We start from the raw sequence: 23,272 nt of genomic DNA, 5'->3' as shown, positions 1-23,272 counted from the left end.
GAGCCGAACCGTGGGGCAGCACGATTCCCGGCTACTACTTCAAGGAACGCCTGCACCGGTTCGTCCGTTCCACACCCCTGGAGAATGTGGGGAAGGCCACGCCTGCCTGCTCCCCTCGGAGGGGCGCCATGATAGCGGGGGAGCCGATGACGGCGGGGCGGTCCGCGCGTCGCGGGGCGGCGGTGACCGACGGAAACCCCGTGACTTCCTCCCGGCCGTTCGTATCACTACCATCGGGTCACTGACATCGAGTCAGCCCGGGGGAGGCGGCCGCGCCGCGCCCCCAATCTCCGCAGCCTCGAGGGGGATTCGTCCGTGACCGCACGCCGACCGCTGCTGACCGCCGTCGCCGCCGGGTCGCTCCTGTGTGCGGTGTGGTTCATGCCGACCGCGAACGCCACGGCGGAGCGTGCGGAGCGCCCCGCGCCGCGCCCGGCGTCCGCGGCACAGCCCGCGCAGGCCGCTGAGCAGCACCTTTCCCTCGCCGACTCGGGCAGCGTGGACACCACTCCCTACGTTTTCGGGGGAGTTGCCCTCGTGGCGGCGGGCGGTGCGCTGGTGACGGCCGCCGTGCGCAGGACGCGCACGGCGGACCGCTGACCAACTTTTACCTTTTTTACCTTCTTCGTTACGCCAGCGGGCCCGTTACGGGTTCAACCGCCTCGACGAGCTTCCCGGCCCGTACGAATTCCTCCGCGCGGGCCAGGTCCGGGGCGAGGAAGCGGTCCTCGCCGGGGCCCTCCACACCCGCCGCGCGCACGGCCTTGAGCACGGCCTGCGTGGCGGGCGAGGGGGTGAGGCCCTCGCGCAGCTCGACGGCGCGGGTCGCGGCGACGAGCTCGACGGCGATGACGCGCGTGAGGGCGGCCACGGCCGTACGGAGCTTGCGGGCGGCCGACCAGCCCATGGAGACGTGGTCCTCCTGCATCGCGGAGGACGGGATGGAGTCCACCGAGGCGGGGACGGCCAGCCGCTTCATCTCGCTGACCAGGGCGGCCTGCGTGTACTGGGCGATCATCAGGCCCGAGTCGACGCCCGCGTCGCCGGCCAGGAACGGCGGCAGGCCGTGCGAGCGGTTCTTGTCCAGCAGCCGGTCCGTGCGGCGCTCGGCGATGGAGGCGAGGTCGGCGGCGGCGATGGCGAGGAAGTCCAGGACGTAGGCGACCGGGGCGCCGTGGAAGTTGCCGTTGGACTCGACGCGGCCGTCGGGCAGCACCACGGGGTTGTCGACGGCGGAGGCGAGCTCGCGGTCGGCGACCAGGCGGGCGTGCGCCAGGGTGTCGCGGCCGGCGCCGGCGACCTGCGGGGCGCAGCGGATGGAGTAGGCGTCCTGGACGCGCGGCGCGTCGTCCTGGTGGTGCCCGGTGAGCCCGGAGCCCGCGAGGACGCGCAGCATGTTGTCGGCGCTGGCGCCCTGGCCCGGGTGGGGCCGGATGGCGTGCAGCTCGGGCGCGAGGACCTTCTCGGTGCCGAGCAGGGCCTCCAGCGACAGGGCGGCGGTGACGTCGGCCGAGGTGTAGAGGCGGGCGAGGTCGGCGCAGGCCATGACCAGCATGCCGAGCATGCCGTCGGTGCCGTTGAGGAGGGCCAGGCCCTCCTTCTCGCGCAGCTCGACGGGCTCGATGCCGTGCTCGGCGAGGAGCTGCCCGGCGGGGCGGACGACGCCGTCGGGGCCCTCCGCGTCGCCCTCGCCCATGAGCGTGAGCGCGCAGTGGGAGAGCGGCGCGAGGTCGCCGGAACAGCCCAGGGAGCCGTACTCGTGCACGACGGGGGTGATGCCGGCGTTGAGGATGGCCGCCATGGTCTCGACCACGAGCGGGCGCACGCCGGTGCGGCCCGAGGCGAGGGTCTTCAGGCGCAGGAACATCAGCGCGCGGACGACCTCGCGCTCGACGCGCGGGCCCATGCCGGCGGCGTGCGAGCGCACGATGTTGCGCTGCAGCTGGGCGCGCAGCTCGGGGCTGATGTGGCGGACGGCGAGGGCTCCGAAGCCGGTGGAGACGCCGTACACGGGGTCGGGCTTGGCGGCGAGGTCGTCGATGACGCGGCGCGACTGCGCCACCGCGGCCAGCGCTTCGTCCGATACGACGACGCGCGCGGCGCCCCGTGCCACGGCGATCACGTCTTCCGCGGTCGTCCCGGCCGTCCCCACCACCACAGTGTGCATATCCATATTCAGGCACCCTAGAGACTGAATCGCTGCCTGTACATAGCCGATGGGTTGCCTGTCAGGTACAACGCGTAGGGACCCGTTCCGCATGCCGGACCGGGCCCGGAGGCCTTCGCCCGGGCTCCCGCCACGGCCGCCCGGGCTCCCGTCACGGCCGCCGCCCCCGGAACCGCCGCCGCTCGGCCGCCGGCGCGGCGGGCGGATGATCGGCGAGCTGGACCACGGGGTCGGCCGGTCCCCCGGCCCGCCCGGCGACGACCGGCTCGGCCGCCCGCGCCGCCTTCGCCCGGTACTGCGCCGCGTCGGCGAGCCGGAACAGCCGCCGGGCCGTGGCCACCGGGCCGATCGGGTCACCCGTGGAGGCGATGCCGCAGGAGACCCCCTCGCCCAGCTCCAACGCCGCGGCGCGGCGGCACAGTTGGGCGGCCACGGCGACGACCTCGTCCGCGTCCGGACCCACCGTCAGCAGGCAGAACTCGTCGCCGCCCAGCCGCGCGGCCAGCGCGCCCGGCAGCATCGCGCCGCACAGCGACAGCACGGACCCGAACCGCTCCAGCAGCCGGTCGCCGACCGCGTGCCCCTGCGTGTCGTTGACCCGCTTGAGCCCGTTGAGATCACACACCACCAGGCTGACGACGACGCCGTCCGCGAGGTGCCGCTCCACGGCCTCGTCGAGCCGCGCGTCGACCGCGCGCCGGTTGGCGAGCCCGGTCAGCGGATCGGTGAAGGCCAGCCGCCGGACCTCCTCCAGTTGCTCGGTCTGCGCGATCCCCGCCGCTGCCACGGCCGCCAGGACGGTCGCGAAGTCGGCGTCCGCACGGCAGAAGGCGGGCGCCCCGGGCGGCCGGGCCACGTACAGCTCGCCCCAGGCCCGCCCGTGCAGGACGACGGGCGCGACGACGCAGTAACCCCGGCCGCGGCGGCGCAGCGCGGCGACCCGCTCGTGGCGGTAGGCGCCCTGCCCGCCGCCCGTCTCCGCGGCCCCGTCCATGCTCTCGACCCACGCGCGGGGCTCGGTGCCGCCGCCCGCCCACTCCTCGTGGAGGAACTCCGCGATCTCGGGGAAGTCGTGCACCGGATAGGACTCGTCCTCCGGGAAGCGCTCCTCCCCCGCGGTCAGCTCCCCCGCGTTGACCATGACGCGCAGCCGCCCGCGCTCGCGCTCCCACACGGACACGGCGGCGAAGCTGCCGCCCAGCGCGGTCATCACCCGCTCCGCGGCGGCGGCCACCGTGTCCAAGGGGGTACGTGCCGCCGCCATCGACTGGGCCAGCTCCACCACGGCGCGCAGCCGATCGTCGCACTCCCCGCCTGCTGCCACCCGAGCCTCACATTCCGTTGCTGAGCGCAGATTCTGCACTCCAGCCTAAGAATGTCGGGCCCATTCCGCCCCATGACGGCCGTAGCGCCCTCCCGTCACTTCTTACCCAGAGGTGACGGGAGGGCGCTACGGGGCGCGGGGCGCAGGGTTCAGGCGAGGTCGCTCCGGAACCAGTTCCAGCTGTCCTCGCTGGTCCAGGCCTTGGTGAAGCGGTCGAGCGCGCCCTTGGTGCCGGCCGTGGTCCACAGGGCGGTGCGGTTGGTGCCGTCGCCCTCCTGACCGTTGTTGTAGAGGACACCGACGTCGGCCTTGCCGTCGCCGTCGAAGTCACCGGCGGTGACCTTGCTCCGGGCGCCGTTCCAGCTGCCCGTGCCGGAGTCCACGCTCTCCCACGTACGGTTCGGCTTGTCGAAGCCCTTGCCGTTGCTGCCGAAGGTCCACAGCGCGGTGTGGTTGACGCCCTTGCCGTCCTCGCCGTTGTCGTAGAGGACGCCGACATCGGCCTTGCCGTCACCGTTGAAGTCACCGGCGACGACCTTGCTGCGGTCCCAGTTCCAGCTGCCGAACCCGGAGTCGATGCTGTCCCACGCCTTCACGGCGTCACCGAAGCCGCTGCCGGTGGACGGGATGCTCCACAGGGCGGTGCGGTTCTTCCCGTCGGCCTCCTGGCCGCCGTTGTACAGCACGCCCACGTCGGTCTTGCCGTCGCCGTTGAAGTCACCGGCGACGACCTTGCTGCGGTCGCCGTTCCAGCTCGTCGCGCTCGTCCACTGCTTGACCGGCTTGGCGAAGCCGTTGCCGTCGCTCGTGAAAATCCACAGGGCCGTGTGGTTGACGCCCTTGCCGTCCTCACCCTCGGTGTACAGGACGCCGACGTCGGCCTTGCCGTCACCGTTGAAGTCGCCCGCGACGGGCTTGCTGCGGTCCCAGTTCCAGCTTCCGGAGCCGGAGTCGATGCTGTCCCACGCCTTCACCGGCGCGCGGAAGCCGTTGCCCGTGCTGGTGAAGGACCACAGAGCCGTACGGTTCTTCCCGTCGGCCTCCTGGCCGCCGTTGTAGAGCACGCCGACATCGGTCTTGCCGTCGCCGTCGAAGTCACCGGCGACGACCTTGCTGCGGTCGCCGTTCCAGCTCGTCGCGCTCGTCCACTGCTTGACCGGCTTGGCGAAGCCGTTGCCGGTGCTGGTGAAGGTCCACAGGGCGCTGCGGTAGCCGCCCTTGCCGTCCTCGCCCTCGTTGTAGAGGACGGCGATGTCGGCCTTGCCGTCCCCGTTGAAGTCACCGGTGGCGCCGCCCGCGGTGGCCTTGTTCGCGACGAAGAAGGGGACGGACCCGGATTCCTTGCCGCTCTGACCGGAGTCGTCGGCCGCCGTGACGGTGAGCGTGTGCGGGCCGTCGGACAGGCGGGTGGTGTCGAGCGCCAGGTCGTACGAGGGACCGGAGCCCTTGGCGGTCCCCACGGCCTTGCCGTCGACGAGGAACGTCGCGCTGACGGGCTTGCCGACCGCGACGGAGACGGAGGCGCTGAGCGTCACCGTACCGGTGGCTATGGTGCCGCCGGCCGGGCCGGTGACCTTGGAGACGGGCGGCGTCGGGTCCGGGTAGGGGTCGGCGTGGTCGGTGGCGAGCCCGGTGCCGGGCGCGCAGCCCCAGGCCCCCGGGCCCTGGCCCTTGAGGACCTTCTCGGCGATCAGGATCTGCTGCTGCTTGGTGGCCTGGTGGGCGTAGGGCGCGTACTGGGTGCCGCCGTACGCGCGCCAGGTGTCGGCGGAGAACTGCAGGCCGCCGTAGTAGCCGTTGCCGGTGTTGATGCTCCAGTCGCCGCCGCTCTCGCACTGGGCGACCTTGTCCCAGGTGGCCACGGAGGCGGCGGAGGCGGGCGAGGAGACGAGCAGCGGGCTGGCGAGGGCGATGGCGGCGAGCGCGAGCGTCAGGGGCTGCCGGGCAGGGCGGGACATGGAGGGGGTTTCCGTTTCGGTGGTGGTACGAGCGGGGGCCGGGTGGCGGACCGGAGGGGATCCGGTCCGCCACCCGTACGGGGCGGCCGTCGGGCCTGCCGGGCATCAGCCGAGCTTGCTGGCCTTCCAGTTCCAGCTGCCCGTACCGGAGTCGATGCTGTCCCAGACCTTGGCGGGGGCGTCGAAGCCGGCGCCGGTGCTGGTGAACTTCCAGACGGCCGTGCTGTTGCGCTTGTCGTCCGTCTGGCCCTGGTTGTAGAGGACGCCCAGGTCGGTCTTGCCGTCGCCGTCGTAGTCGCCGGCGACCAGCTTGCTGGACTCGGAGTTCCAGCTGTCGGAGCCGTTGTCCCAGAGCTTGACGGGCTTGGTGAAGCCGCTGCCGGTGCTGGTGAACTTCCAGACGGCCGTGCTGTTGCGCCCGTCCTCCGTCTGGCCCTGGTTGTAGAGGACCGCGACATCGGCCTTGCCGTCGCCGTCGAAGTCACCGACGACGGGCTTGGAGCGGTTCCAGTTCCAGCTGCCGGACCCGGAGTCGACGCTCTCCCACGTACGGACCGGCTTCTCGAAGCCCTTGCCGTTGCTGCCGAAGGTCCACAGCGCGGTGTGGTTGACGCCCTTGTCGTCCTCGCCGTTGTCGTAGAGGACGCCGACGTCCGCCTTGCCGTCACCGTTGAAGTCACCGGCGAACGCCTTGCTGCGGTCCCAGTTCCAGCTACCGGTACCGGCGTCGACGCTCTCCCACGCACGCACCGGCTTCTCGAAGCCCTTGCCGTTGCTGCCGAAGGTCCACAGCGCGGTGTGGTTGACGCCCTTCTCGTCCTCGCCGCCGTTGTAGAGGACGCCGATGTCGGTCTTGCCGTCGCCGTTGAAGTCGCCTGAGGTGACCTTGGAGCGGTTCCAGTTCCAGCTGCCGGACCCGGAGTCGACGCTCTCCCACGTGCGGACCGGCTTGTCGAAGCCCTTGCCGTTGCTGCTCAGCGTCCACAGGGCGGTGTGGTTGACGCCCTTCTCGTCCTCGCCGCCGTTGTAAAGGATGCCGATGTCGGCCTTGCCGTCGCCGTTGAAGTCACCTGCGGTGATCTTCGAGCGGCTCCAGTTCCAGCTGCCGGTGCCGGCGTCGGCGTTGTCCCACACCTTGACCGGGTTGCTGAAGGACTTGCCCTCGCTGTAGTAGACCCACAGGCCCGTGCGGTTGCTGCCGTCGGACTGCTGGCCGTAGTTGTACAGCACGGCGATGTCGGCCTTGCCGTCACCGTTGAAGTCGGCCTTGTACGTGGAGTTCGACTCACCGTTGGTGGTGATGATCTCGGCGCGGGTGGTGCCGGTGGTGCCCGCGGTGTCGGTGGCCTCGACGGTCAGGATGTGCTTGCCGTCCGGCACGCTCGCGGAGTCGAAGGAGAAGCCGTACGGGGCCTTGGTCACCTTGTCGCTGACCGGCTCACCGTCCACGTAGTACTGCACGGAGGCCACCGGGTACGTGCCCTGCGAGGCCGAGGCGCTCAGCTGCGCCACGCCGGACACCGTCTTGCCGGGCAGACCCTTGAGGGAGACGCTCGGCGGGGCGGCCTCCTGGAACTTGGGCGAGATGTAGCCGCTGATGCGCTGGCCCCACGGAGAGTCGCCGACGTGGTAGCGGGTGGTGGTGGCCCTGCTGACGCGCCCGGGGTAGCCGCCCTGGTTGCCGCCGGTGATCGTGACCTCGCCGTCGGAGACGTCCGTGACCATGGCGACGTGGTCTGCGTAGCCGTTGCGGTAGTTGTAGACGACCGCGTCACCGACGTGCGGGGTGCTGGAGAGCGTGCCGTACTTCTGGCCGTACTCGTAGAAGCTGGCGGCGCCGTCCGTGAGCATGCTCGTGCCGCGGATGTTGGCCTTGGCCCACACCCAGCCGACGAAGTCCGCGCACCAGGCGTGGTCCTGGCCGCCGCGCCCGTCGCAGCTGTTGCTCTGGCTCAGGCCGTTCTCGTAGCCGCCGCTGCCGCACGGGCCCTTGCCGAGCTCGCCGTTCGCGGCGGCGGCGAGCACCTCCTGCGGGGAGGCGGCGTGGGCGGCGGGCGCGCCGATCAGGCCGCTGAAGGCGGCGACGGCGAGCAGGGAGGCGACGCCGGTGGCGGCGGACTTACGGGTGATTCCGGACATGGCGCAGGGACCTTTCGAGGCGCGCGGGCAGGGCGCGGCCGGGGGAAGTGAGGGGGCGGGAGGGGCATCGACGCCGGAAGGGCGGAACCGCCTCACGCGAGGGGAGCTGCCGGACCTGATCCGCGGAGGAACCGGTCTACGGCGGTACGGCGCGGGGGCCGGAGGGGACGACTACTGCCAGATCATGTCGCCGGCAGGAGCGGCGGCGGTCTGGGCGGTGCGGGAGCGGATCATGATGGTGCTGTCCTTCGGAACGGTTCGTGGGGCTGTCTGGAACCGGTCCACGTCCCGCGGTGGCGTCGGCCGGTCGTGCCCGCCGGGTGGTGTTCCCTGCTGGCAATAACTAGCTTCGTCGCAGGTCAGGCATGGTGGAAGCCTTTTCGTATGGCCGAAATCGGCCGTGGACGGAACGGGCCAGGACGGCCGCGCCGGGCCACGGGCCGGCCGCTTGCGGACAGCGGGCTACTCCCAGAAGGCGCTGACGAGCGGCACCTCGGCGTCGGCCAGCGTCCAGCCCCGGAACGCCGGGATCTCCGCGAGCGCCCGCCCGCACGCGCGGGCGGCCCGGGCCTCCGCCTGGTGCAGCCCGTCGGCGAGGACGTAGACGCCCAGGACCGGGCCCGCCGGAGCCCGCAGCCGGTCGACGACGTGCTCGATGCCCTCTTCCGGCCGCGCCAGCCGGCGCACCGCCTCGCCGGCGGCCTCGGGGAACGCGGCGCCCTCGGGCGCCCGGAGGTGTACGTGAACGAGGTACATCCCCCGACCCTCCCAAACACCCCTCCCCCACCACCACACATACCGTCAGGACGGTTTATGACATGGCCGGTTGCGGCCTGCCGCCACGTCGGAGATGATCACTTACTTCGCGCAATGCGGGGATATAAGTGGGGGATGAGCACGTGCTGCAAGCACTGGGAATGGACACGGCGGCGGAGCAGGTCTACCGAGCGATGCTCACCCGTCCGCAAGCCGGCGTGGCGGAGCTGGGCGCCTGCCTGGGGCTGCCGGAGGAGGAGGTCCGGCACGCCCTGGACGCCCTGATGGACCTCACGCTCGTCCGCCCCTCCGCCGAGCGGCAGGGACAGGTGCGCGCCGTCTCGCCGGAGATCGGCATGGAGATCCTCGTCGCGCGCCAGCAGGCCGAACTGGCCGCCCAGCAGCAGCGCGTGGAGTCGTCCCGGGTCGCCGCGGCCCAGCTCATCGCCGAGTACGCCGAGCTGCGGCCGGCCCCGGCGCAGCAGGGCGTGGAACAGCTGACCGGCCTGGACCGGATCCGGGACCGGCTGGCCGTCCTATCCCGGGAGACCACCACCGAGGTCATGACCTTCGCCCCCGACGGTGCCCACACGAAGGAGAGCATCGCCGCGGCCCGCCCGCTGAACGAACAGCTCCTGGACCGCGGCGTGCGGCTGCGCACGATCTATCTGGACAGCGTCCGCAACAGCCCGGAGACCGTCGCGTACGTCGACTGGCTCACCGAACGGGGCGGCCAGGTGCGCACCGTGCCCTCCCTCCCCATCCGCATGATCATCAGCGACCGGTCCAGCGCCGTCCTCCCCGTCAGCGGGGACAATCCCTCGGCAGGCGCCCTGCTGCTCACCGGGCACGGGACGCTCACCGCGCTCTGCGCGCTGTTCGAGAGCGTGTGGGCGTCCGCGCAGCCCCTCGGCAGCGCCAGATGCCGCGACGAGCGGGGCCTGACGGGCCAGGAGTCCACCGTCGTGCGCCTCCTCGCCGCCGGGCACACCGACGAGGCCATCGCCAAGCGGCTCGGGGTGTCCTCACGCACGGCGCGGCGCATCGCGACGGACCTCATGGAAAGGCTCGGCGCGCACAGCCGCTTCGAGGCGGGGGTGAAGGCGGTCCGCCGCGGCTGGCTGCCGGCCCGGGACTAGCAGCCGGGCCAGTCGGGCTTGCGCTTCTCGTTGAAGGCGGCGACGCCCTCGGCCCGGTCGCCGGAGAAGGCCACGGACCGCCAGGCGGCGTCCTCGACCTCCAGCCCGGCGCGCAGATCGAGCCCGTGCCCGAGCCGGAGGGCGCGCTTGGCGGCGCGGAGGCCGACGGGGGAATTGCCGGCGATCCGGGCAGCAAGGGCAAGGGCCTCCACCCGGTCCTGCCCCTCCCCGACCACCTGGTCGACCAGCCCCAGCCGCTCGGCCTCGGCGGCTTCGACCCGCCGCGCGGTAAAGATCAATTCAGCAGCCCGAGCGGAGCCCACCCGCCGAGGCAGAAGCTGAGTACCGCCCCCACCAGGAATGACACCAACGGACACCTCGGGCAGTCCGACCACGGCCGTAGCATCGGCAACGATCACATCGCAGGACAGAGCGAGCTCGAACCCGCCCCCGAGCGCGAACCCGTGCACGGCGGCGATGGTGGGCATCGGCAGCTCCAGAACACCGGTGTACGCAGCACGGGCGTGCGGCCGCTGCCGGCTCAGATCAGCGTCGGTGAAGGAGTTCCGCTCCTTGAGATCAGCCCCCACGCAGAAGGCCCGCTCGTGCGTGGACGAAAGAACGACAACCCGCACGGAACCATCGGCCGCCAGAACAGAGGTCGCCTCGGCAAGCCGCCGGGCCAGCTCACTGGAAACGGCGTTCATGGCCTTGGGCCGATCCAGGACGAGCTCGGCAACATGCCCGTGCCGCCGAACCGCAATCCACTCGCCGAAACGCTGCTCACTCATGGCCTTCACCCTCCGGGTACGGGGTTAACGCTCGTAAACACCCAGATCATGCCCTGCGCCCACCCGGCGGGGCCATACCCGAATGCGAGCCGGGGCGCGGGCTCACCGCAACTTCGAACGAGCCCCACCCGGCCGGTTGCCCCGCGCCCGCCGCCGCGCCCGCTCGGCGCTCATCCTGAGACCCTCCCGGTCCGAGACTAGCCAAGACGACTCGCGCAGGGGCGGAGAACGGCGGGAGGCGGCGGGGCCGCAGGGGTGGGGGTCCGGGGCGCTGACGTGTATTTGTGGGCCCAATACCGGGGTGCCCTCAACATGTGCGGCAACGGGCCCGTAAATATACGGCCCCGGACCCCCACCCCGGAGGCCCCGGCGCCGGCACCCCCACACACCGGCAGCGCACCCCACGGGCGAGACACCCCGTCAGCCGCCCCTCCGGCGCAGGAGCCACGGCTCCACCATCCCCAGCCCCCGCACAGGCCGCTGCCACATCGGCTGAAGCGCGAACCGGTACCCGTTCCCGGCCCCCTCCTCCACCTCCGCCTCCGACTTCGGCGCGTCCCCGCTCCGCGTCAGCTCCTCCGCCAGCGCCTGGTCCACCAGCACGGCGTCCTTCGGCGCTATCGACGTGAGCCGCGACGCGAGGTTGACCGTCGTGCCGAAGACGTCGCCCATCCGCGTCGTCACCGTCCCGAACGCGATCCCGACCCGCAGTTCGGGCATCGTCTCGTCGTGCGTCATGGTCTCGATGAGCCGCAGCCCGATCTCGGCGGCGGTCCCGGCGTCATCGGCGGAGTACAGGACCTCGTCGCCCAGCGTCTTGATCAGCCGCCCCCCGTGCGCGGCCACCAGATCCGCCGCGGTGGTCTCGAAGGCCTCGACGAGCTCCCCGAGCTCCTCCTCCTCCAGACGGCGCGTCAGGCGCGTAAAACCGACCAGATCGGCAAACCCGACGGCCAGCCGCCGATCGACCATCTCCGCGTCGTCCTGGGCCTGGACCACCCGCCCCGTGGCCGCCGCGAGCTGCCGCCGCCACACGTAGATGAGGAACTCCTCCAGCTCGGGCAGCAGCAGCTCGACCAGCGGATACGTGATCTCCGTCCGCGTCATGCCGGGTTCCTGGGGCTCCGTCAGGCCCTCCAGGAAGGAGTCGATCTGCCAGTCGGCGAGCCGCGCGGTCGTCTGCCCGGTGGACCGGGCGACCTGCACGGCCATCGGCTCGCTGAGCAGCCCCGCCTCCACAAGGCCCGCGAGCCGCCGCAGGGCGAGCACGTCCGCCTCGGTCAGGGCCCGGGCCTGCCCGATGTCGGCGAAGCCCATGGCCCGCCAGAACCGGGAGGCGAGGTCCATGGAGACGCCGGCCGCACGGGCGGCCTGGAAAGGGGTGTAGCGGCGCTCCGCACCGAGGATCAGCGCTTCGAGCTGCAGCGCGATGGGGTCGCCGCCCTCGTCTCCGCCCTCGCCGCCGTCGTACTCCTCGACGCCACCAGTGGCGGCACCTTCGACCCCGTCGGCGGTCACCGCCCGCCCCCTGTCCGATCCGTGCGCACTGCCCTGCCGATCACTGCTCGCTTAGGTTCCGGGCACAACGATACGACAGGTGTGCCGTAGCTCACTCTTCCGACGGGGCGGAGGACCCGCCGGACCCTCCACGGAACCGGCCACCGAACCCCTCACCCGGCTCGTGACCGGGCCCCCCGGCGGGCCGCACGTGGACGATGTCCCCGGCCCCCACGGGCCGCTGCACCCCGTCCTCCGTGGCCAGCACCAGCCGGCCGTCCCCGTCGACGGCGACGGCCTCCCCGACCAGCTCACCGCCGCCCGGCAGTTCGGCCCGTACGTTGCGCCCGAGCGTCGCGCACCCGGCCGCGTACGCCTCCTGCAGCCGGCTCTGCGCCGGGTCGCCGCCGGCGTCCCGCCACAGGCCGTACCACTCCTCCAGCGAACGGAGTACGGCGCGCAGCAGCGGATCGCGGTCGAGGACCTGCGCTCCGGCCAGGGCGAGCGACCCCGCCGTGGGGACGGGGAGCTCGTCCGCCCGCAGCGAGACGTTGAGCCCGATCCCGACCACGACGGCGTCGCCGGTCCGCTCGGCGAGGATCCCCCCGGCCTTCCGCTCCTCTCCGCCCACCGTCACCAGCAGGTCGTTCGGCCACTTGAGCGCGGTGTCGACCCCGGCGGCCCGGGACAGCGCGGAGGCGGTGGCGACCCCGGCGAGGAGCGGCAGCCATCCCCAGCGCTCCACGGGCACGCCCGCGCCGGGCCGCAGCAGCACGGAGAAGAAGAGCCCGGAGCGCGCCGGCGCGGACCACGTGCGGTCGAGCCGCCCGCGCCCGGAGGACTGCTCCTCGGCGACGAGCACGGCACCCTCCGCCTTGCCGCCGGCGGACGCGGACGCCGCCTCGACGAGGTCCGTGTTGGTGGACCCGGTCCGGGCGACGACGTCCACCGAGGTCCACAGCGAGCCCGGCCGGAGGAGCCCGCGCCGCAGCGCGGTGACGTTGAGCGGCGGCCGGTCGAGATCGGACCAGCGGTTTCCACCGGAGGAAGGCTCAGGAGAAGGACCGGAAGAAGGATCAGGAGAAGGAGGGGTCATGGGGCCCACCATAGGAGAGGAAACAGGAGCATTCCGGTGTGGCCAACGACGCACTGTCCCCACGCATCCGCGCGGATACGCTACGGACCGGTAGCAAGGACACCCCCCGGTAGACCAGTAGCCCACCTCTGGACGAGCAGGAGCCGCATCCCGATGTCCGAGCCGGAACACGACATCCACACCACCGCGGGCAAGCTCGCGGATCTGCAACGCCGGATCGAGGAGGCCACGCACGCCGGCTCCGCCCGTGCCGTGGAGAAGCAGCACGCCAAGGGCAAGCTGACCGCCCGTGAGCGGATCGAACTCCTCCTGGACGAGGGTTCCTTCGTCGAGCTCGACGAATTCGCCCGCCACCGTTCGACGAACTTCGGCATCGAGAAGAACCGCCCGTACGGCGACGGCGTCGTGACCGGCTACGGCACGGTCGACGGCCGCACCGTCTGCGTCTACTCGCAGGACTTCACGGTCTTCGGCGGCTCGCTCGGCGAGGTCTACGGCGAGAAGATCGGCAAGGCCATGGACTTCGCGCTGAAGACCGGCTGCCCGATCATCGGCATCAACGACGGCGGCGGCGCCCGCATCCAGGAGGGCGTGGTCGCCCTCGGCCTGTTCGGCGAAATCTTCCGCCGGAACGTGCACGCCTCGGGCGTCGTCCCGCAGATCTCCCTGATCGTCGGCCCGTGCGCGGGCGGCGCGGTCTACTCCCCCGCGATCACGGACTTCACGGTCATGGTCGACCAGACGTCGCACATGTTCATCACCGGCCCGGACGTGATCAAGACGGTCACGGGCGAGGACGTCGGCTTCGAGGAGCTGGGCGGCGCCCGCACGCACAACACCACCTCGGGCGTGGCGCACCACATGTCCGGGGACGAGAAGGACGCCATCGAATACGTGAAGGCGCTCCTCTCCTACCTCCCCTCGAACAACCTCTCCGAGCCGCCGGCCTTCCCCGAGGAGGCCGACCTGGAGATCTCGCCGGCCGACGGCGAGCTGGACGCGCTGATCCCGGACTCGGCCAACCAGCCGTACGACATGCACACCGCGATCGAGCACGTGCTGGACGACGGCGAGTTCCTGGAGACGCAGGCCCTGTTCGCGCCGAACATCATCACCGGCTTCGGGCGTGTCGAGGGCCGGCCGGTCGGCATCGTCGCCAACCAGCCGATGCAGTTCGCGGGCTGCCTCGACATCAACGCGAGCGAGAAGGCCGCCCGCTTCGTGCGCACGTGCGACGCGTTCAACGTGCCGGTGCTCACCTTCGTCGACGTGCCGGGCTTCCTCCCGGGCACCGACCAGGAGTACAACGGCATCATCCGCCGCGGCGCCAAGCTGATCTACGCGTACGCGGAGGCGACCGTCCCGCTGATCACGGTGATCACACGGAAGGCGTTCGGCGGCGCGTACGACGTGATGGGCTCCAAGCACCTCGGCGCCGATCTCAACCTCGCGTGGCCGACCGCCCAGATCGCCGTCATGGGCGCCCAGGGCGCGGTCAACATCCTGCACCGCCGCACGATCGCCGCGGCGGAGACGGACGAGGAGCGGGAGGAGCTGCGCGCGAAGCTGATCGCGGACTACGAGGACGCGCTGCTCAACCCGTACGCGGCCGCGGAGCGGGGCTACGTGGACGCGGTGATCATGCCGCACGAGACGCGCCGCCACATCGTGCGGGGCCTGCGGGCCCTGCGCGACAAGCGCGAGGCGCTGCCGCCCAAGAAACACGGCAACATCCCCCTCTAGGTCCCTCCGGGAGGCGTCCGGTGATCAAAGTAGTACGGGGCAACCCGACCCCCGAGGAGCTCGCCGCCGCCCTGGCGGTGGTCCAGGCCCGCGCGGCGGCACGCGACGCCGCCGCGCCCGAGACGGGCGAGACCCGCCCCGAGTGGTCGGCACCGGCCCGGCGCCTGGCCGCGACCCGGATGGCAAGTCCGGGCCCCAGGGCGTGGCGCACGACGTACTGGCCGTCGTAGCCGTCCGGCCACGGCCGGCAGACCTGAGTTACCGCCTGAGTACCCGTACTCAGGCGGTACGGCCCTGCCCGCGCCACGATGGAACCGATGCTGTGGTCGGACCCATCGAACGAGCCCCCCGAGGAGCTGCGCGAGGCGCAGGCGATGCTCCGCCGGGCCGGTCTCGTACTCGCGATCGGCATGATCGCGGCGTTCATCATCCTCGGCGTGCACTGACCCGTGCGCTGACCGGAGTCCTCGGCGCGCACTGGCCGGACACAGGAAACCCACAGTTACAGGGATCCTGCAACCAAATCCTCCCCTCCCGCATCATCGCTAGTGAAATGCCGCGAACCGGGGAGTGCGTCACACCATGAACAAGCCCGTGCGCCACATATCCGTCTTTGTCGGAGTGCTGGTCCTGGCCCTGCTGGTCCAGGCCACCTGGGTCCAGTTCGTCCGCAGCGACGAGCTGTCCAACCACAAGGACAACAAGCGGGTGAAGATCGCCTCCTTCGCCCAGCCGCGCGGCAACATCATCGTCGGCGGCCAGCCGATCACCGGCTCGTCGGAGACCACGGGCGACTACAAGTACAAGCGCACGTTCAAGGACGGCGAGATGTACGCCCCGGTCACCGGCTACTCCTCGCAGCTCTACGGCAACAGCCAGCTCGAATTCGTCAACAACAAGCTGCTCAGCGGCACCGACGACAAGCTGTTCCTGCAGCGCACCACCGACATGCTCACCGGCAAGAAGCCCCGCGGCGGCGACGTGGTGACGACCATCGACCCCAAGGCGCAGGAAGCCGCCTTCAAGGGCCTCGGCAAGTACAAGGGCGCGGTGGTCGCCCTCGACCCGCGGACGGGCAAGATCCTCGCCCTCGCCTCCACCCCCTCCTACGACCCCTCGGTCTTCTCGGGCAACACCCTGAAGGACCAGGAGGCCTACAAGAAGCTGGAGGCCGACAAGGACAAGCCGCTGGTCAACCGGGCGATCAAGGAGCGCTACCCCCCGGGTTCCACCTTCAAGATCCTCACCGCCGCGGCCGCCCTCGAACACGGCATCGTCACCGACATCAACGCCAAGGGCAGCGCCCCCGTCCCGTACCCGCTGCCGCTGAGCACCACCAAGGTCCGCAACGACGTCCAGACCGACGAGTGCGTCAACGGCTCCCTGATGGCCGGCCTCCAGTGGTCCTGCAACAACGTCTTCCTCGACCTGGCCGACAAGCTGGGCAAGGACAAGATGCGGGAGACCGCGGAGAAGTTCGGGTTCAACAACAAGGATCTCTTCATCCCCAACGGCACCGTCGAGTCCATCTACCCCAAGAACCTCGACCGCCCGCAGACCGCCCTCACCGGCATGGGCCAGGGCAGCCTCGACAGCACCCCGCTGCAGATCGCGATGATGACCGCCGCCCTCGCCAACGACGGCAAGCTCATGAAGCCGTACCTCGTCGATGAGCTCCGCGACCCGAACCTCAACACGCTGGAGAAGCACAAGCCCGAGCAGATGTCCCAGGCCGTCTCCGCCGACACGGCGAAGAAGGTCCAGCAGATGATGGAGAACACCGCCAAGAACGGCACCGGCAAGGCCGCCCTCATCGACGGCGTCACCGTCGGCGCCAAGACCGGCACCGCGCAGCACGGCGTCAACAACGAGAAGCTCCCGTACGCCTGGTTCGTCTCCTACGCCAAGCAGGCCGACGGCTCCCCCGTCGCCGTCGCCGTCTTCATCGACCCCGACGGCTCCGGCATCGACCGCGACGAGATCCACGGCGGCGCGCTCGCCGGCCCGATCGCGAAGAAGGTCATGGAGGCGATCGTCAAGAAGTAGGGAGGCCCGGAGGCCCGGCCGGCTTACGTACGATGGCGGACATGACCGCTCAGCGCCGCCGTCTCGTCCTCGGCTCCCAGTCCCCCGCCCGCCTCGGCCTGCTCAAGGCCGCCGGGCTCGACCCCGAGGTGATCGTCAGCGGTGTCGACGAGGACGCTCTGACGGCCGCGACGCCCGGTGAGCTCGCCCGCGTCCTCGCCGAGGCCAAGGCCGACGCGGTCGCCGCCCGGCCGGAAGCGGCCGGAGCGCTGGTCATCGGCTGCGACTCCGTCCTGGAACTCGACGGTCAGGCCCTGGGCAAGCCCGCCGACGCCGAGGACGCCACCGCCCGCTGGAAGTCGATGCGCGGCCGGTCCGGGATCCTCCGGACCGGCCACTGCATCATCGACACGGCCACGGGCCGCCGGGTGTCGGCGACCGCTTCCACGACCGTGCGGTTCGGCGAGCCCTCCGACGCCGAGATCGCCGCGTACGTCGCGACGGGTGAGCCGCTGTACGTCGCGGGCGCCTTCACCCTCGACGGCCGCTCCGCCCCCTTCATCGAGGGCATCGAGGGCGACCACGGGAACGTCGTCGGCCTGTCCCTGCCGATGCTGCGCAAGCTGCTCGCCGAGGTCGGAATTTCGATCACGGACCTCTGGGCCTAGCGGCCCGGCGGCCCGCCGCTCGCTACATCGGCAGCAGACCGGTCACCGGCGAGAGGATCCCGAGCACCGGGTCCAGCGCCTGCGTGGCCTGCCCCACCTTGCCCAGCTGGTTCAGCTTGCCCAGCTGGTTCGTCGCGTCCGGGTAGATGCTCGTCGGGGGGTGCGCGTCCATGCCGTCCGGCGGGGCCACGACCTGCCCGGCATTGGCGACGGGCGGTTGCGGCATGGGGGCGGCCGAAGCGGCAGTGGCGGTCATGGCGAGAGCGGCGCCACTGAGGACGGCGGCGGAAACAATGCGCTTCATCATGACCGCCCCAACGAGGTCACCGCGGCTCGGTCACCATTCCTTCCGCCACTCGGGGGGCGCTCCCCAGAAATGCACGGGCCGTGCTGAGCAGGAGAAGTGTGTGTACGAGCCTGCCGTCGGCGGTGGGTTTGCACCACCACGAGAGCGGCCATGTCGCGCCGTACAGCGCGGGAATGAGCACGTAGTCGAGCCGCGTGACGCCTTGCGGCCATGATCGACCGGACGTACTTCCGGGGTTGAGGAGGAAGTACATGGCCTTGTTGCTGTTCGCTTCCGCGATGATCGGACCGGGCCGGCCGCGGGTGAGCATGGCCATGGCATGGGCCAGGCGGCGGCCGTCGCCGCCGGCGACGCGGACGGCGTCGAAGTGGACGCCGGTTTTGCGCAGTTGGTGACCTCTGGCCGGGAGCCAATTGATTTCGGTCACGCAGTCATCACTGTTCATGTGACGAGTCTCACCGACGATCGCTAGCGTTTCCATAACAGAGAGTCGACCGTTGCTAACGGTGCGATCTGACTGAACACTCCTTGAGTCCAGTTGAGTGCAGTTGAGTCCGGTTGAGTCCGGTTGAGGGGGAGCGATGGCGGGGTCGGAGAACAAGGGCAGGGCGTCCACGGCAACACAACTTGCGGCGGAAATTGCGAAATTGATGCGACAGCGCGCGGGAATGACGCAGGAGGAAGTCGGTGCGCGCATCGGGTATACCGGGTCGGCCATCAGCGCCCTGGAAACAGGCACGCAGCCCGCCACCGAGAGGATGCTCGACGGCCTGGAGAAGGCAATCGGGGGCGGAGTCGGCATCTTCACGGCAGCCAAGAAGTACCTGATGCTGGACAAGTACCCGACGCACTTCCGGGATTACGCGGGTCTGGAACGTAAGGCGCTCTCGGTCAGCTCATACATGACCTTCCTTGTCGACGGTTTGTATCAGACCGAGGAGTACGCTCGCGCAATCATCAGCGGCAGCTACCCGCCCCTGCCGGAGGCCAAGGTGGAGGAACTGGTCGAAGCGAGGATGGCGCGCAAGGAGTTGTTCGACCGTGAGCCGACGGCGCTGCTGGAGGTGATCCTGGAAGAGTCGGTCCTCCGGAGGCCGTTCGGAAGCAGGGACATCATGCGCAAGCAACTGCTTCATCTCACCGAATGCGCAGATCGGCGGAACGTCACGATCCAGGTGCTGCCGATGGACCGTGGACTGAGCGGGGACTATGCCGGTGATCGCGGCCGGATGAAACTGCTGGTGACGCCAGAGCACCGCATGGTGGTCTTCGTGGAGGGCCATGGCACCAGCACCCTGATCAGCGACCCGGCCGAGGTCACCGAGCGAGCACAGCGATATGCGAAGATCCGCGCACAGTCCCTCAGCCCGATCGAATCGCTCGGCTTCATCGAACGGTTGGCAGGAGAGCAATGAGCGCAACCCAGCATTGGCGCAAGTCCAGTTACAGCGCCGGGGACGGCGGCGACTGCGTAGAAGTCGGTGCCGATTGGCACAAGTCCAGCTACAGCGACGACAGCGGTGGCCACTGCGTCGAAGCGTCCAGACGCCCCGACCGGGCCCCCGGCCACATACCCGCCGTCCACGTCCGCGACTCCAAGAACCCCACCGGCCCCACCCTCACCCTCAGCCAACCCTCCTGGTCACGTTTCCTTGGACATGTCAAGGCGCATATTCCGGTATAGCCAACGACTCCACCCCTGAGGAGCGAGGAGCCAGCCATGCCGAGGATCCTGATCACCACCGGCGACGCCGCCGAGGACCTGGAGGTCCTGTACCCCTACCAGCGCCTGCTGGAAGAGGGCTACGAGGTGGACATCGCCGCCCCCACCGTGAAGCAGCTCCAGTTCGTCGTGCACGACTTCGTCGCGAGCTTCGACACGTACACGGAGAAGCTCGGTCACAGCTGGCCCGCGGACGTCGCGCTGGCGAACGTGAACCCCGCCGACTACGCCGCGGTCGTCATCCCCGGCGGCCGCGCGCCGGAGTTCCTGCGGCTGGATCCGGACTTCCAGCGGATCATCAGGTGGTTCTTCGCGCACAACAGGCCCATTGCCCACATCTGCCACGCCGTGACCGCCCTGACGCCCCTGGGCGTCCTCAAGGGCCGCCGCACCGCCGCCTGGCCCGCCTGCAGGCCGGACGTCCAGCTCGCGGGCGGAACGTTCGTGGACGCGGAGGCCGTCGTCGACGGGAACATGGTGTCGGCCCGCGCCTGGAACGACCAGCCCGCCTGGATGCGCGCCTTCGTGGAGCTGCTCCGGGAGCAGGCGCCGGTCAAGAGCTAGCCGGAAGAGGCGACGACCCTGGCCGCCGCGCCGGGAGGGCGAGGAGGACGAGGAGCCCGAGAGCGATCGCGGCGGTCAGGGTGCGGGCGTCGTTGAACAGTTCCCAGCGGCGCAGGACTTCCGCGTAGCCGTCCGGTGGCGCGGTGGCGGCCCACTGCTTGATGCGGCCGTTGATGGGGACGTTCCCGAACCGTGTGATCAGGAACGACGCGACCACCAGGGCCCCCGCCGCACCGGCGATGACGCGCGCCCGGCCGCGCTCCGATGCTGCCAGGCCGAGGGTGGTGAGGGCCGAGACCGCCATCGTGGCCTGCATGGTGATGCCGTTCATCTTCATCAGAGCCGTGTGGAAGTCGAGTCTCATGTCGATCGGAACGGCGTTGAACGTCGGGACGAGGTTGGCGGCGCCGTAGGCGAAGGCGCCGGCCAGGAGGCCGGTGGAGAACAGCGAGAGTGCCTGGAGGATCCGGGTGCGCATGTGATCAAGCATGCGGACGGCCCAAACCATATTTCCAATAGATAGTTCTGCTGCGATCTAGCATTGCCGCTTATGGAACTCCGGCAGCTCCGCTACTTCGTCACCGTCGTCGAAGAGGGCGGCTTCACTCGCGCGGCGGCCCGCCTGCACCTGGCCCAGCCCGGCCTGAGCGCTCAGATCCGCCAGCTGGAGAAGGAGCTGGGACAGCCGTTGCTCGACCGCTCCCACCGGTCCGTGACGCTGACCGAGACGGGCCGGGCGGTCCTGCCGTACGCCCGGGCCGCGCTGGCCGCCGCGGACGCGGTCAGGCAGACGGCCGACGCGTACACGGGGCTGCTGCGCGGCCGCGTCTCGCTCGGGCTGGTCTCGGGGGCCACCGGGCACGCGTTCGACATCGCCTCGTTCCTCGCGGACTTCCACGACGCCCACCCGGCCCTGGAGATCGCGCTCACCGAAGACACCTCGGAGCGGATGCAGACCGCGCTCCTGGCAGGCGAGCTCGACATCGCCCTCCTCGGACCGACCGATGAGGTGCCCCCGCCCGGCCTGTCCCTGCAGACGGTCATCGACGCTCCGCTGGCCGTCGTCGTCGCGGCCGGAGACCCGCTCCTCGCCCCGGCCGACCGTACGAGCGTCCCGCTGGCCGAGCTGCGCGACCGGGCGCTGATCTGCCTGCCGCGCGGCACCGGGGCGCGCGCGGCGCTCGAACGCGCCTGCGCGCAGGCCGGATTCCGGCCCCGGGTCGCCTTCGAGGCGGCAGCGCCTCCCGTGCTCGCGCAGCTCGCCGCCCGGGGCCTGGGCGTCGCGGTGCTGCCGGCGGGTGAGGACGGCCCGGCGGGCGACGGGCACCTGCGGACGCTGGCCATCGTCCGCCCCGGGATCCGCGCCCGCATCGCACTCGCCTGGCGGGCCGCCGGCCCCGCGAGCCCCGCGGCCCGGGCGCTGCTGGACAGACTGCGCGAGGCCCTGCCCACGGCTCCGGCCCGCTGAGGCCGTCTCGTTGCCCGCGGGGTCTCCTGTGCGAGGCTGGTGGATCCGCCGACATCCGCCGACCTCGTCTCCGAAGGGAACCCCGTACGCCCATGTCCCAGTCCGTGGACCGCGCCCTCGACGTGCTGGACGCCGTCTCCGCGGCCAGCGGCCCCGTGCCCGCCAAGGCGCTGGCGCGGCAGCTCGGCTACAGCCTCTCCACGGTGTACGAGATCCTCGGCACGCTGACGGCCCGCGGCCACCTGGTCCGCACGCCCGGCGGGTACGCGCTCGGCTATCGCGTACCCGCCCTCCACCAGGCGTTCCAGCGGCAGATGCAGCTGGACGACGCCGTGCACGCCCTCCTGCTGCGAGCACGGCGTGAAGCGGGCGCGGACACGTACTTCAGCACGTACCGCGACGGGGACATCGCCGTCCTCGCGGGGAACTCCGCCGTGCCCTCCACCGGCGGTTTCACGGTGGGCCGGGATCTCGACGGGCACGCCACCGCCCACGGCAAGGTGCTGCTGTCCGCGCTGCCGCGGGCCGCGCGGATGCGCTACCTCTCCGGTACGGGGATGCGGGCGATCACGCCGCGGACGATCACGTCACCGGCCCGCCTCGACGCGGAGCTGCTGCGCGTGCGGCGGGAGGGGGTCGCCGTGGAGGTGGAGGAGTGCGCGCCGGGCGTGGCGTGCGTGGCGGTGCCCGTGCCGGCCGCGGCGGGGGGCCGCTCCTCCCTGAGGGCCGTGTCGGCGGCCGTGCCTCTGGAGGACTTCCACCGCCGCCGCCTCCAGCTGACGGACACGTTGCGCCACGTGGCGGCGGAGGCGGCGAAGTTGGCCGCGCATCAGCGTGACGGAGGGGTGGCCTCCGCTCCCTGAGCCGGCCCCTCCGGGTCGCGCCGCTCCGGCTCGCGCCCCTCCGGACCCTGTCCCCGCGGTTCGCGCCCCTCCGGACCGTACGCCTGCGGCTCGTACGCCTCCGGGTCGTACGCCAGCAGGGTGCAGACGAGCAGCGCGAGGACGGCCATGACGGCCGCGAACGCACCCCAGCCGACGAGGGCGACGCAGAACGCGCCCAGCAGGCCGTGCACGACGCCGCAGGTGATCAGCAGGATCCTTCCGGCCGTACGGGGCGGGCGGTCGCGCAGGGCCGCGCGCAGGGCGACGAAGGCGCAGAGCAGCAGGTAGCCGGCGAAGAGGCCGCCGGCGATCCACGCGGCGAGGGACATCAGCGCCGGATCGCTGCCCGCGAGGGACATCCGCTGGCGGCGGACGACGACGCCGAGGATCCAGTTGACGAGCGCGATGCCGAGCCCCTCGACGATGAGGGCGAGGGCTGCGAGGGCGGCGGCGGACCGGCGGAAGCGGACGGTGGTCCGGACAGGCGTCCGGCCGGTGGTCCGGACGGTCATGCGTCATCCCCTCCCCACCCCGTGCGGGTGATTGCTGCGCGTTACCGCGGGTACGACGTCATGGAGGACGCTACTCACGGGTAGATCCAGGGGCAAGGGGTGCGGCGGCGCGGCGGCGCGGATCTCTGATCCGCAAACTTTGGCCCACCCGTTCGTAGGGACTCAACAAAGAAAGCTGTTTTCCTCTCCTCGCCGCGGATCGAGAGCTCTGCCACAGCCAAAGGTCCGCGGAGACCCGCATACCCGGCGTACCGTGGGAGAACTGGGGACTTTGGCGCGCACACGGCCTCCGGTTCACGCTCCGTGTGGGCAAGCTCACCTAGGGAGTCGGCTCGGCACAGAGTGTCGCCAGTACCTAAACTCACCTTGTTTCAAGGAGGGAGCCATCGTGCGCAAGGTGCTCATCGCCAACCGTGGCGAAATCGCTGTCCGCGTTGCTCGCGCGTGCCGGGATGCCGGGATTGCCAGTGTGGCGGTCTACGCGGATCCGGACCGTGACGCGTTGCATGTC

General features: G+C 71.0%; 25 protein-coding genes. 13 read left to right on the top strand and 12 right to left on the bottom strand.

Annotated elements, in window-relative coordinates; translation table 11 throughout:
* The first annotated feature begins 315 nt into the window (after positions 1–315).
* A complete protein-coding gene (locus tag B7P34_RS17695) occupies positions 316–600 on the top strand; it encodes a hypothetical protein (protein ID WP_106677646.1) in 285 nt (94 codons plus the stop codon).
* Between the two features lie 28 nt (positions 601–628).
* Here the strand turns inward: B7P34_RS17695 and hutH are convergent, their stop codons facing one another.
* The 5 genes from hutH to B7P34_RS37525 all read right to left on the bottom strand — a co-directional run bounded on the left by hutH (position 629) and on the right by B7P34_RS37525 (position 8,344).
* Positions 629–2,173, bottom strand: coding sequence for a histidine ammonia-lyase (hutH, locus tag B7P34_RS17690; protein WP_189382851.1), 1,545 nt, complete (start codon positions 2,171–2,173; stop codon positions 629–631).
* Between the two features lie 145 nt (positions 2,174–2,318).
* The gene (locus B7P34_RS17685) at positions 2,319–3,491 is read right to left on the bottom strand and encodes a GGDEF domain-containing protein (RefSeq protein WP_223267950.1); all 1,173 of its coding nucleotides are present in this window, start codon (positions 3,489–3,491) and stop codon (positions 2,319–2,321) included.
* Between the two features lie 149 nt (positions 3,492–3,640).
* The gene (locus B7P34_RS17680) at positions 3,641–5,449 is read right to left on the bottom strand and encodes a transglycosylase family protein (RefSeq protein ID WP_106677642.1); all 1,809 of its coding nucleotides are present in this window, start codon (positions 5,447–5,449) and stop codon (positions 3,641–3,643) included.
* 105 nt (positions 5,450–5,554) lie between these two features.
* The gene (locus B7P34_RS17675) at positions 5,555–7,588 is read right to left on the bottom strand and encodes an FG-GAP-like repeat-containing protein (protein ID WP_106677640.1); all 2,034 of its coding nucleotides are present in this window, start codon (positions 7,586–7,588) and stop codon (positions 5,555–5,557) included.
* A gap of 462 nt (positions 7,589–8,050) precedes the next feature.
* Positions 8,051–8,344: a hypothetical protein gene (locus B7P34_RS37525; RefSeq protein WP_106677638.1), complete on the bottom strand. Its 294-nt coding sequence runs from the start codon at positions 8,342–8,344 to the stop codon at positions 8,051–8,053.
* A 143-nt stretch (positions 8,345–8,487) separates the two neighbouring features.
* Here B7P34_RS37525 and B7P34_RS17665 point away from each other — a divergent pair, with 143 nt between their 5' ends.
* Positions 8,488–9,483 carry a helix-turn-helix transcriptional regulator gene (locus tag B7P34_RS17665; protein WP_106677636.1) on the top strand — a complete coding sequence of 332 codons (996 nt, stop codon included), beginning with the start codon at positions 8,488–8,490 and terminating at the stop codon, positions 9,481–9,483.
* Here the strand turns inward: B7P34_RS17665 and B7P34_RS17660 are convergent.
* From B7P34_RS17660 to B7P34_RS17650, 3 genes are all read right to left on the bottom strand, one after another.
* Positions 9,480–10,274, bottom strand: a complete 795-nt coding sequence (locus B7P34_RS17660; protein WP_106677635.1) for an enoyl-CoA hydratase/isomerase family protein — start codon at positions 10,272–10,274, stop codon at positions 9,480–9,482. The two genes, B7P34_RS17665 and B7P34_RS17660, sit on opposite strands and share 4 nt — an antisense overlap.
* A 420-nt stretch (positions 10,275–10,694) precedes the next feature.
* A complete protein-coding gene (locus B7P34_RS17655; RefSeq protein WP_106677633.1) occupies positions 10,695–11,792 on the bottom strand; it encodes an adenylate/guanylate cyclase domain-containing protein in 1,098 nt (365 codons plus the stop codon).
* 91 nt (positions 11,793–11,883) lie between these two features.
* Positions 11,884–12,867, bottom strand: a complete 984-nt coding sequence (locus B7P34_RS17650) for a biotin--[acetyl-CoA-carboxylase] ligase (protein ID WP_106677685.1) — start codon at positions 12,865–12,867, stop codon at positions 11,884–11,886.
* A gap of 153 nt (positions 12,868–13,020) precedes the next feature.
* Between B7P34_RS17650 and B7P34_RS17645 the strand changes: the two genes are divergently transcribed.
* The 5 genes from B7P34_RS17645 to B7P34_RS17630 all read left to right on the top strand — a co-directional run bounded on the left by B7P34_RS17645 (position 13,021) and on the right by B7P34_RS17630 (position 17,303).
* Positions 13,021–14,610 carry an acyl-CoA carboxylase subunit beta gene (locus B7P34_RS17645; protein ID WP_106677632.1) on the top strand — a complete coding sequence of 530 codons (1,590 nt, stop codon included), beginning with the start codon at positions 13,021–13,023 and terminating at the stop codon, positions 14,608–14,610.
* Between the two features lie 20 nt (positions 14,611–14,630).
* Complete coding sequence (locus tag B7P34_RS17640; RefSeq protein ID WP_106677630.1) at positions 14,631–14,840, top strand: acyl-CoA carboxylase epsilon subunit; 210 nt, start codon at positions 14,631–14,633, stop codon at positions 14,838–14,840.
* An 87-nt stretch (positions 14,841–14,927) separates the two neighbouring features.
* Positions 14,928–15,056, top strand: coding sequence for a morphogenic membrane protein MmpB (gene mmpB, locus B7P34_RS39405; protein WP_286157486.1), 129 nt, complete (start codon positions 14,928–14,930; stop codon positions 15,054–15,056).
* 136 nt (positions 15,057–15,192) lie between these two features.
* Positions 15,193–16,656 carry a peptidoglycan D,D-transpeptidase FtsI family protein gene (locus tag B7P34_RS17635; RefSeq protein ID WP_106677628.1) on the top strand — a complete coding sequence of 488 codons (1,464 nt, stop codon included), beginning with the start codon at positions 15,193–15,195 and terminating at the stop codon, positions 16,654–16,656.
* A 41-nt stretch (positions 16,657–16,697) separates the two neighbouring features.
* The gene (locus B7P34_RS17630; protein WP_106677683.1) at positions 16,698–17,303 is read left to right on the top strand and encodes a Maf family protein; all 606 of its coding nucleotides are present in this window, start codon (positions 16,698–16,700) and stop codon (positions 17,301–17,303) included.
* A gap of 22 nt (positions 17,304–17,325) precedes the next feature.
* On the opposite strand, the gene B7P34_RS17625 is transcribed toward B7P34_RS17630, so the two are convergent.
* Together B7P34_RS17625 and B7P34_RS17620 are read right to left on the bottom strand one after the other, a co-directional pair.
* Entirely contained in the window at positions 17,326–17,559 is a 234-nt protein-coding gene (locus B7P34_RS17625) for a hypothetical protein (RefSeq protein WP_146166842.1), read from the bottom strand.
* 67 nt (positions 17,560–17,626) lie between these two features.
* On the bottom strand, positions 17,627–18,055 hold the full coding sequence (locus tag B7P34_RS17620; RefSeq protein ID WP_106677625.1) for a hypothetical protein: 429 nt from the start codon (positions 18,053–18,055) through the stop codon (positions 17,627–17,629).
* 136 nt (positions 18,056–18,191) lie between these two features.
* Here B7P34_RS17620 and B7P34_RS17615 point away from each other — a divergent pair, with 136 nt between their 5' ends.
* Genes B7P34_RS17615 through B7P34_RS17605 form a run of 3 tightly spaced genes read left to right on the top strand, consistent with a single transcriptional unit; the run spans position 18,192 to position 19,897 of the window.
* On the top strand, positions 18,192–19,025 hold the full coding sequence (locus B7P34_RS17615; protein WP_106677624.1) for a helix-turn-helix domain-containing protein: 834 nt from the start codon (positions 18,192–18,194) through the stop codon (positions 19,023–19,025).
* Positions 19,022–19,294, top strand: coding sequence for a DUF397 domain-containing protein (locus B7P34_RS17610; RefSeq protein WP_106677622.1), 273 nt, complete (start codon positions 19,022–19,024; stop codon positions 19,292–19,294). Before B7P34_RS17615 ends, B7P34_RS17610 begins: the two co-directional genes overlap by 4 nt.
* A gap of 36 nt (positions 19,295–19,330) precedes the next feature.
* The gene (locus B7P34_RS17605; protein ID WP_106677621.1) at positions 19,331–19,897 is read left to right on the top strand and encodes a DJ-1/PfpI family protein; all 567 of its coding nucleotides are present in this window, start codon (positions 19,331–19,333) and stop codon (positions 19,895–19,897) included.
* Here the strand turns inward: B7P34_RS17605 and B7P34_RS17600 are convergent.
* Positions 19,887–20,375, bottom strand: a complete 489-nt coding sequence (locus B7P34_RS17600) for an anthrone oxygenase family protein (RefSeq protein WP_106677619.1) — start codon at positions 20,373–20,375, stop codon at positions 19,887–19,889. The two genes, B7P34_RS17605 and B7P34_RS17600, sit on opposite strands and share 11 nt — an antisense overlap.
* 72 nt (positions 20,376–20,447) lie before the next feature.
* Here B7P34_RS17600 and B7P34_RS17595 point away from each other — a divergent pair, with 72 nt between their 5' ends.
* Together B7P34_RS17595 and B7P34_RS17590 are read left to right on the top strand one after the other, a co-directional pair.
* Entirely contained in the window at positions 20,448–21,365 is a 918-nt protein-coding gene (locus B7P34_RS17595) for a LysR family transcriptional regulator (protein WP_106677618.1), read from the top strand.
* Positions 21,366–21,457: 92 nt separating this feature from the next.
* Entirely contained in the window at positions 21,458–22,228 is a 771-nt protein-coding gene (locus B7P34_RS17590; RefSeq protein ID WP_106677617.1) for an IclR family transcriptional regulator, read from the top strand.
* On the opposite strand, the gene B7P34_RS17585 is transcribed toward B7P34_RS17590, so the two are convergent.
* Positions 22,195–22,761 carry a hypothetical protein gene (locus B7P34_RS17585; RefSeq protein WP_189382849.1) on the bottom strand — a complete coding sequence of 189 codons (567 nt, stop codon included), beginning with the start codon at positions 22,759–22,761 and terminating at the stop codon, positions 22,195–22,197. The genes B7P34_RS17590 and B7P34_RS17585 overlap by 34 nt on opposite strands.
* Before the next feature lie 388 nt (positions 22,762–23,149).
* Between B7P34_RS17585 and B7P34_RS17580 the strand changes: the two genes are divergently transcribed.
* On the top strand, positions 23,150–23,272 hold a 123-nt coding region (locus tag B7P34_RS17580; RefSeq protein ID WP_146166841.1), incomplete at its 3' end, for a biotin carboxylase N-terminal domain-containing protein.

It is taken from the genome of Streptosporangium nondiastaticum (assembly GCF_003011965.1).
GTDB lineage: Bacteria > Actinomycetota > Actinomycetes > Streptomycetales > Streptomycetaceae > Streptomyces > Streptomyces nondiastaticus.
The sequence above is the reverse complement of the archived record's forward strand: the minus strand, read 5'-3'. Positions and strand labels throughout refer to the sequence as shown.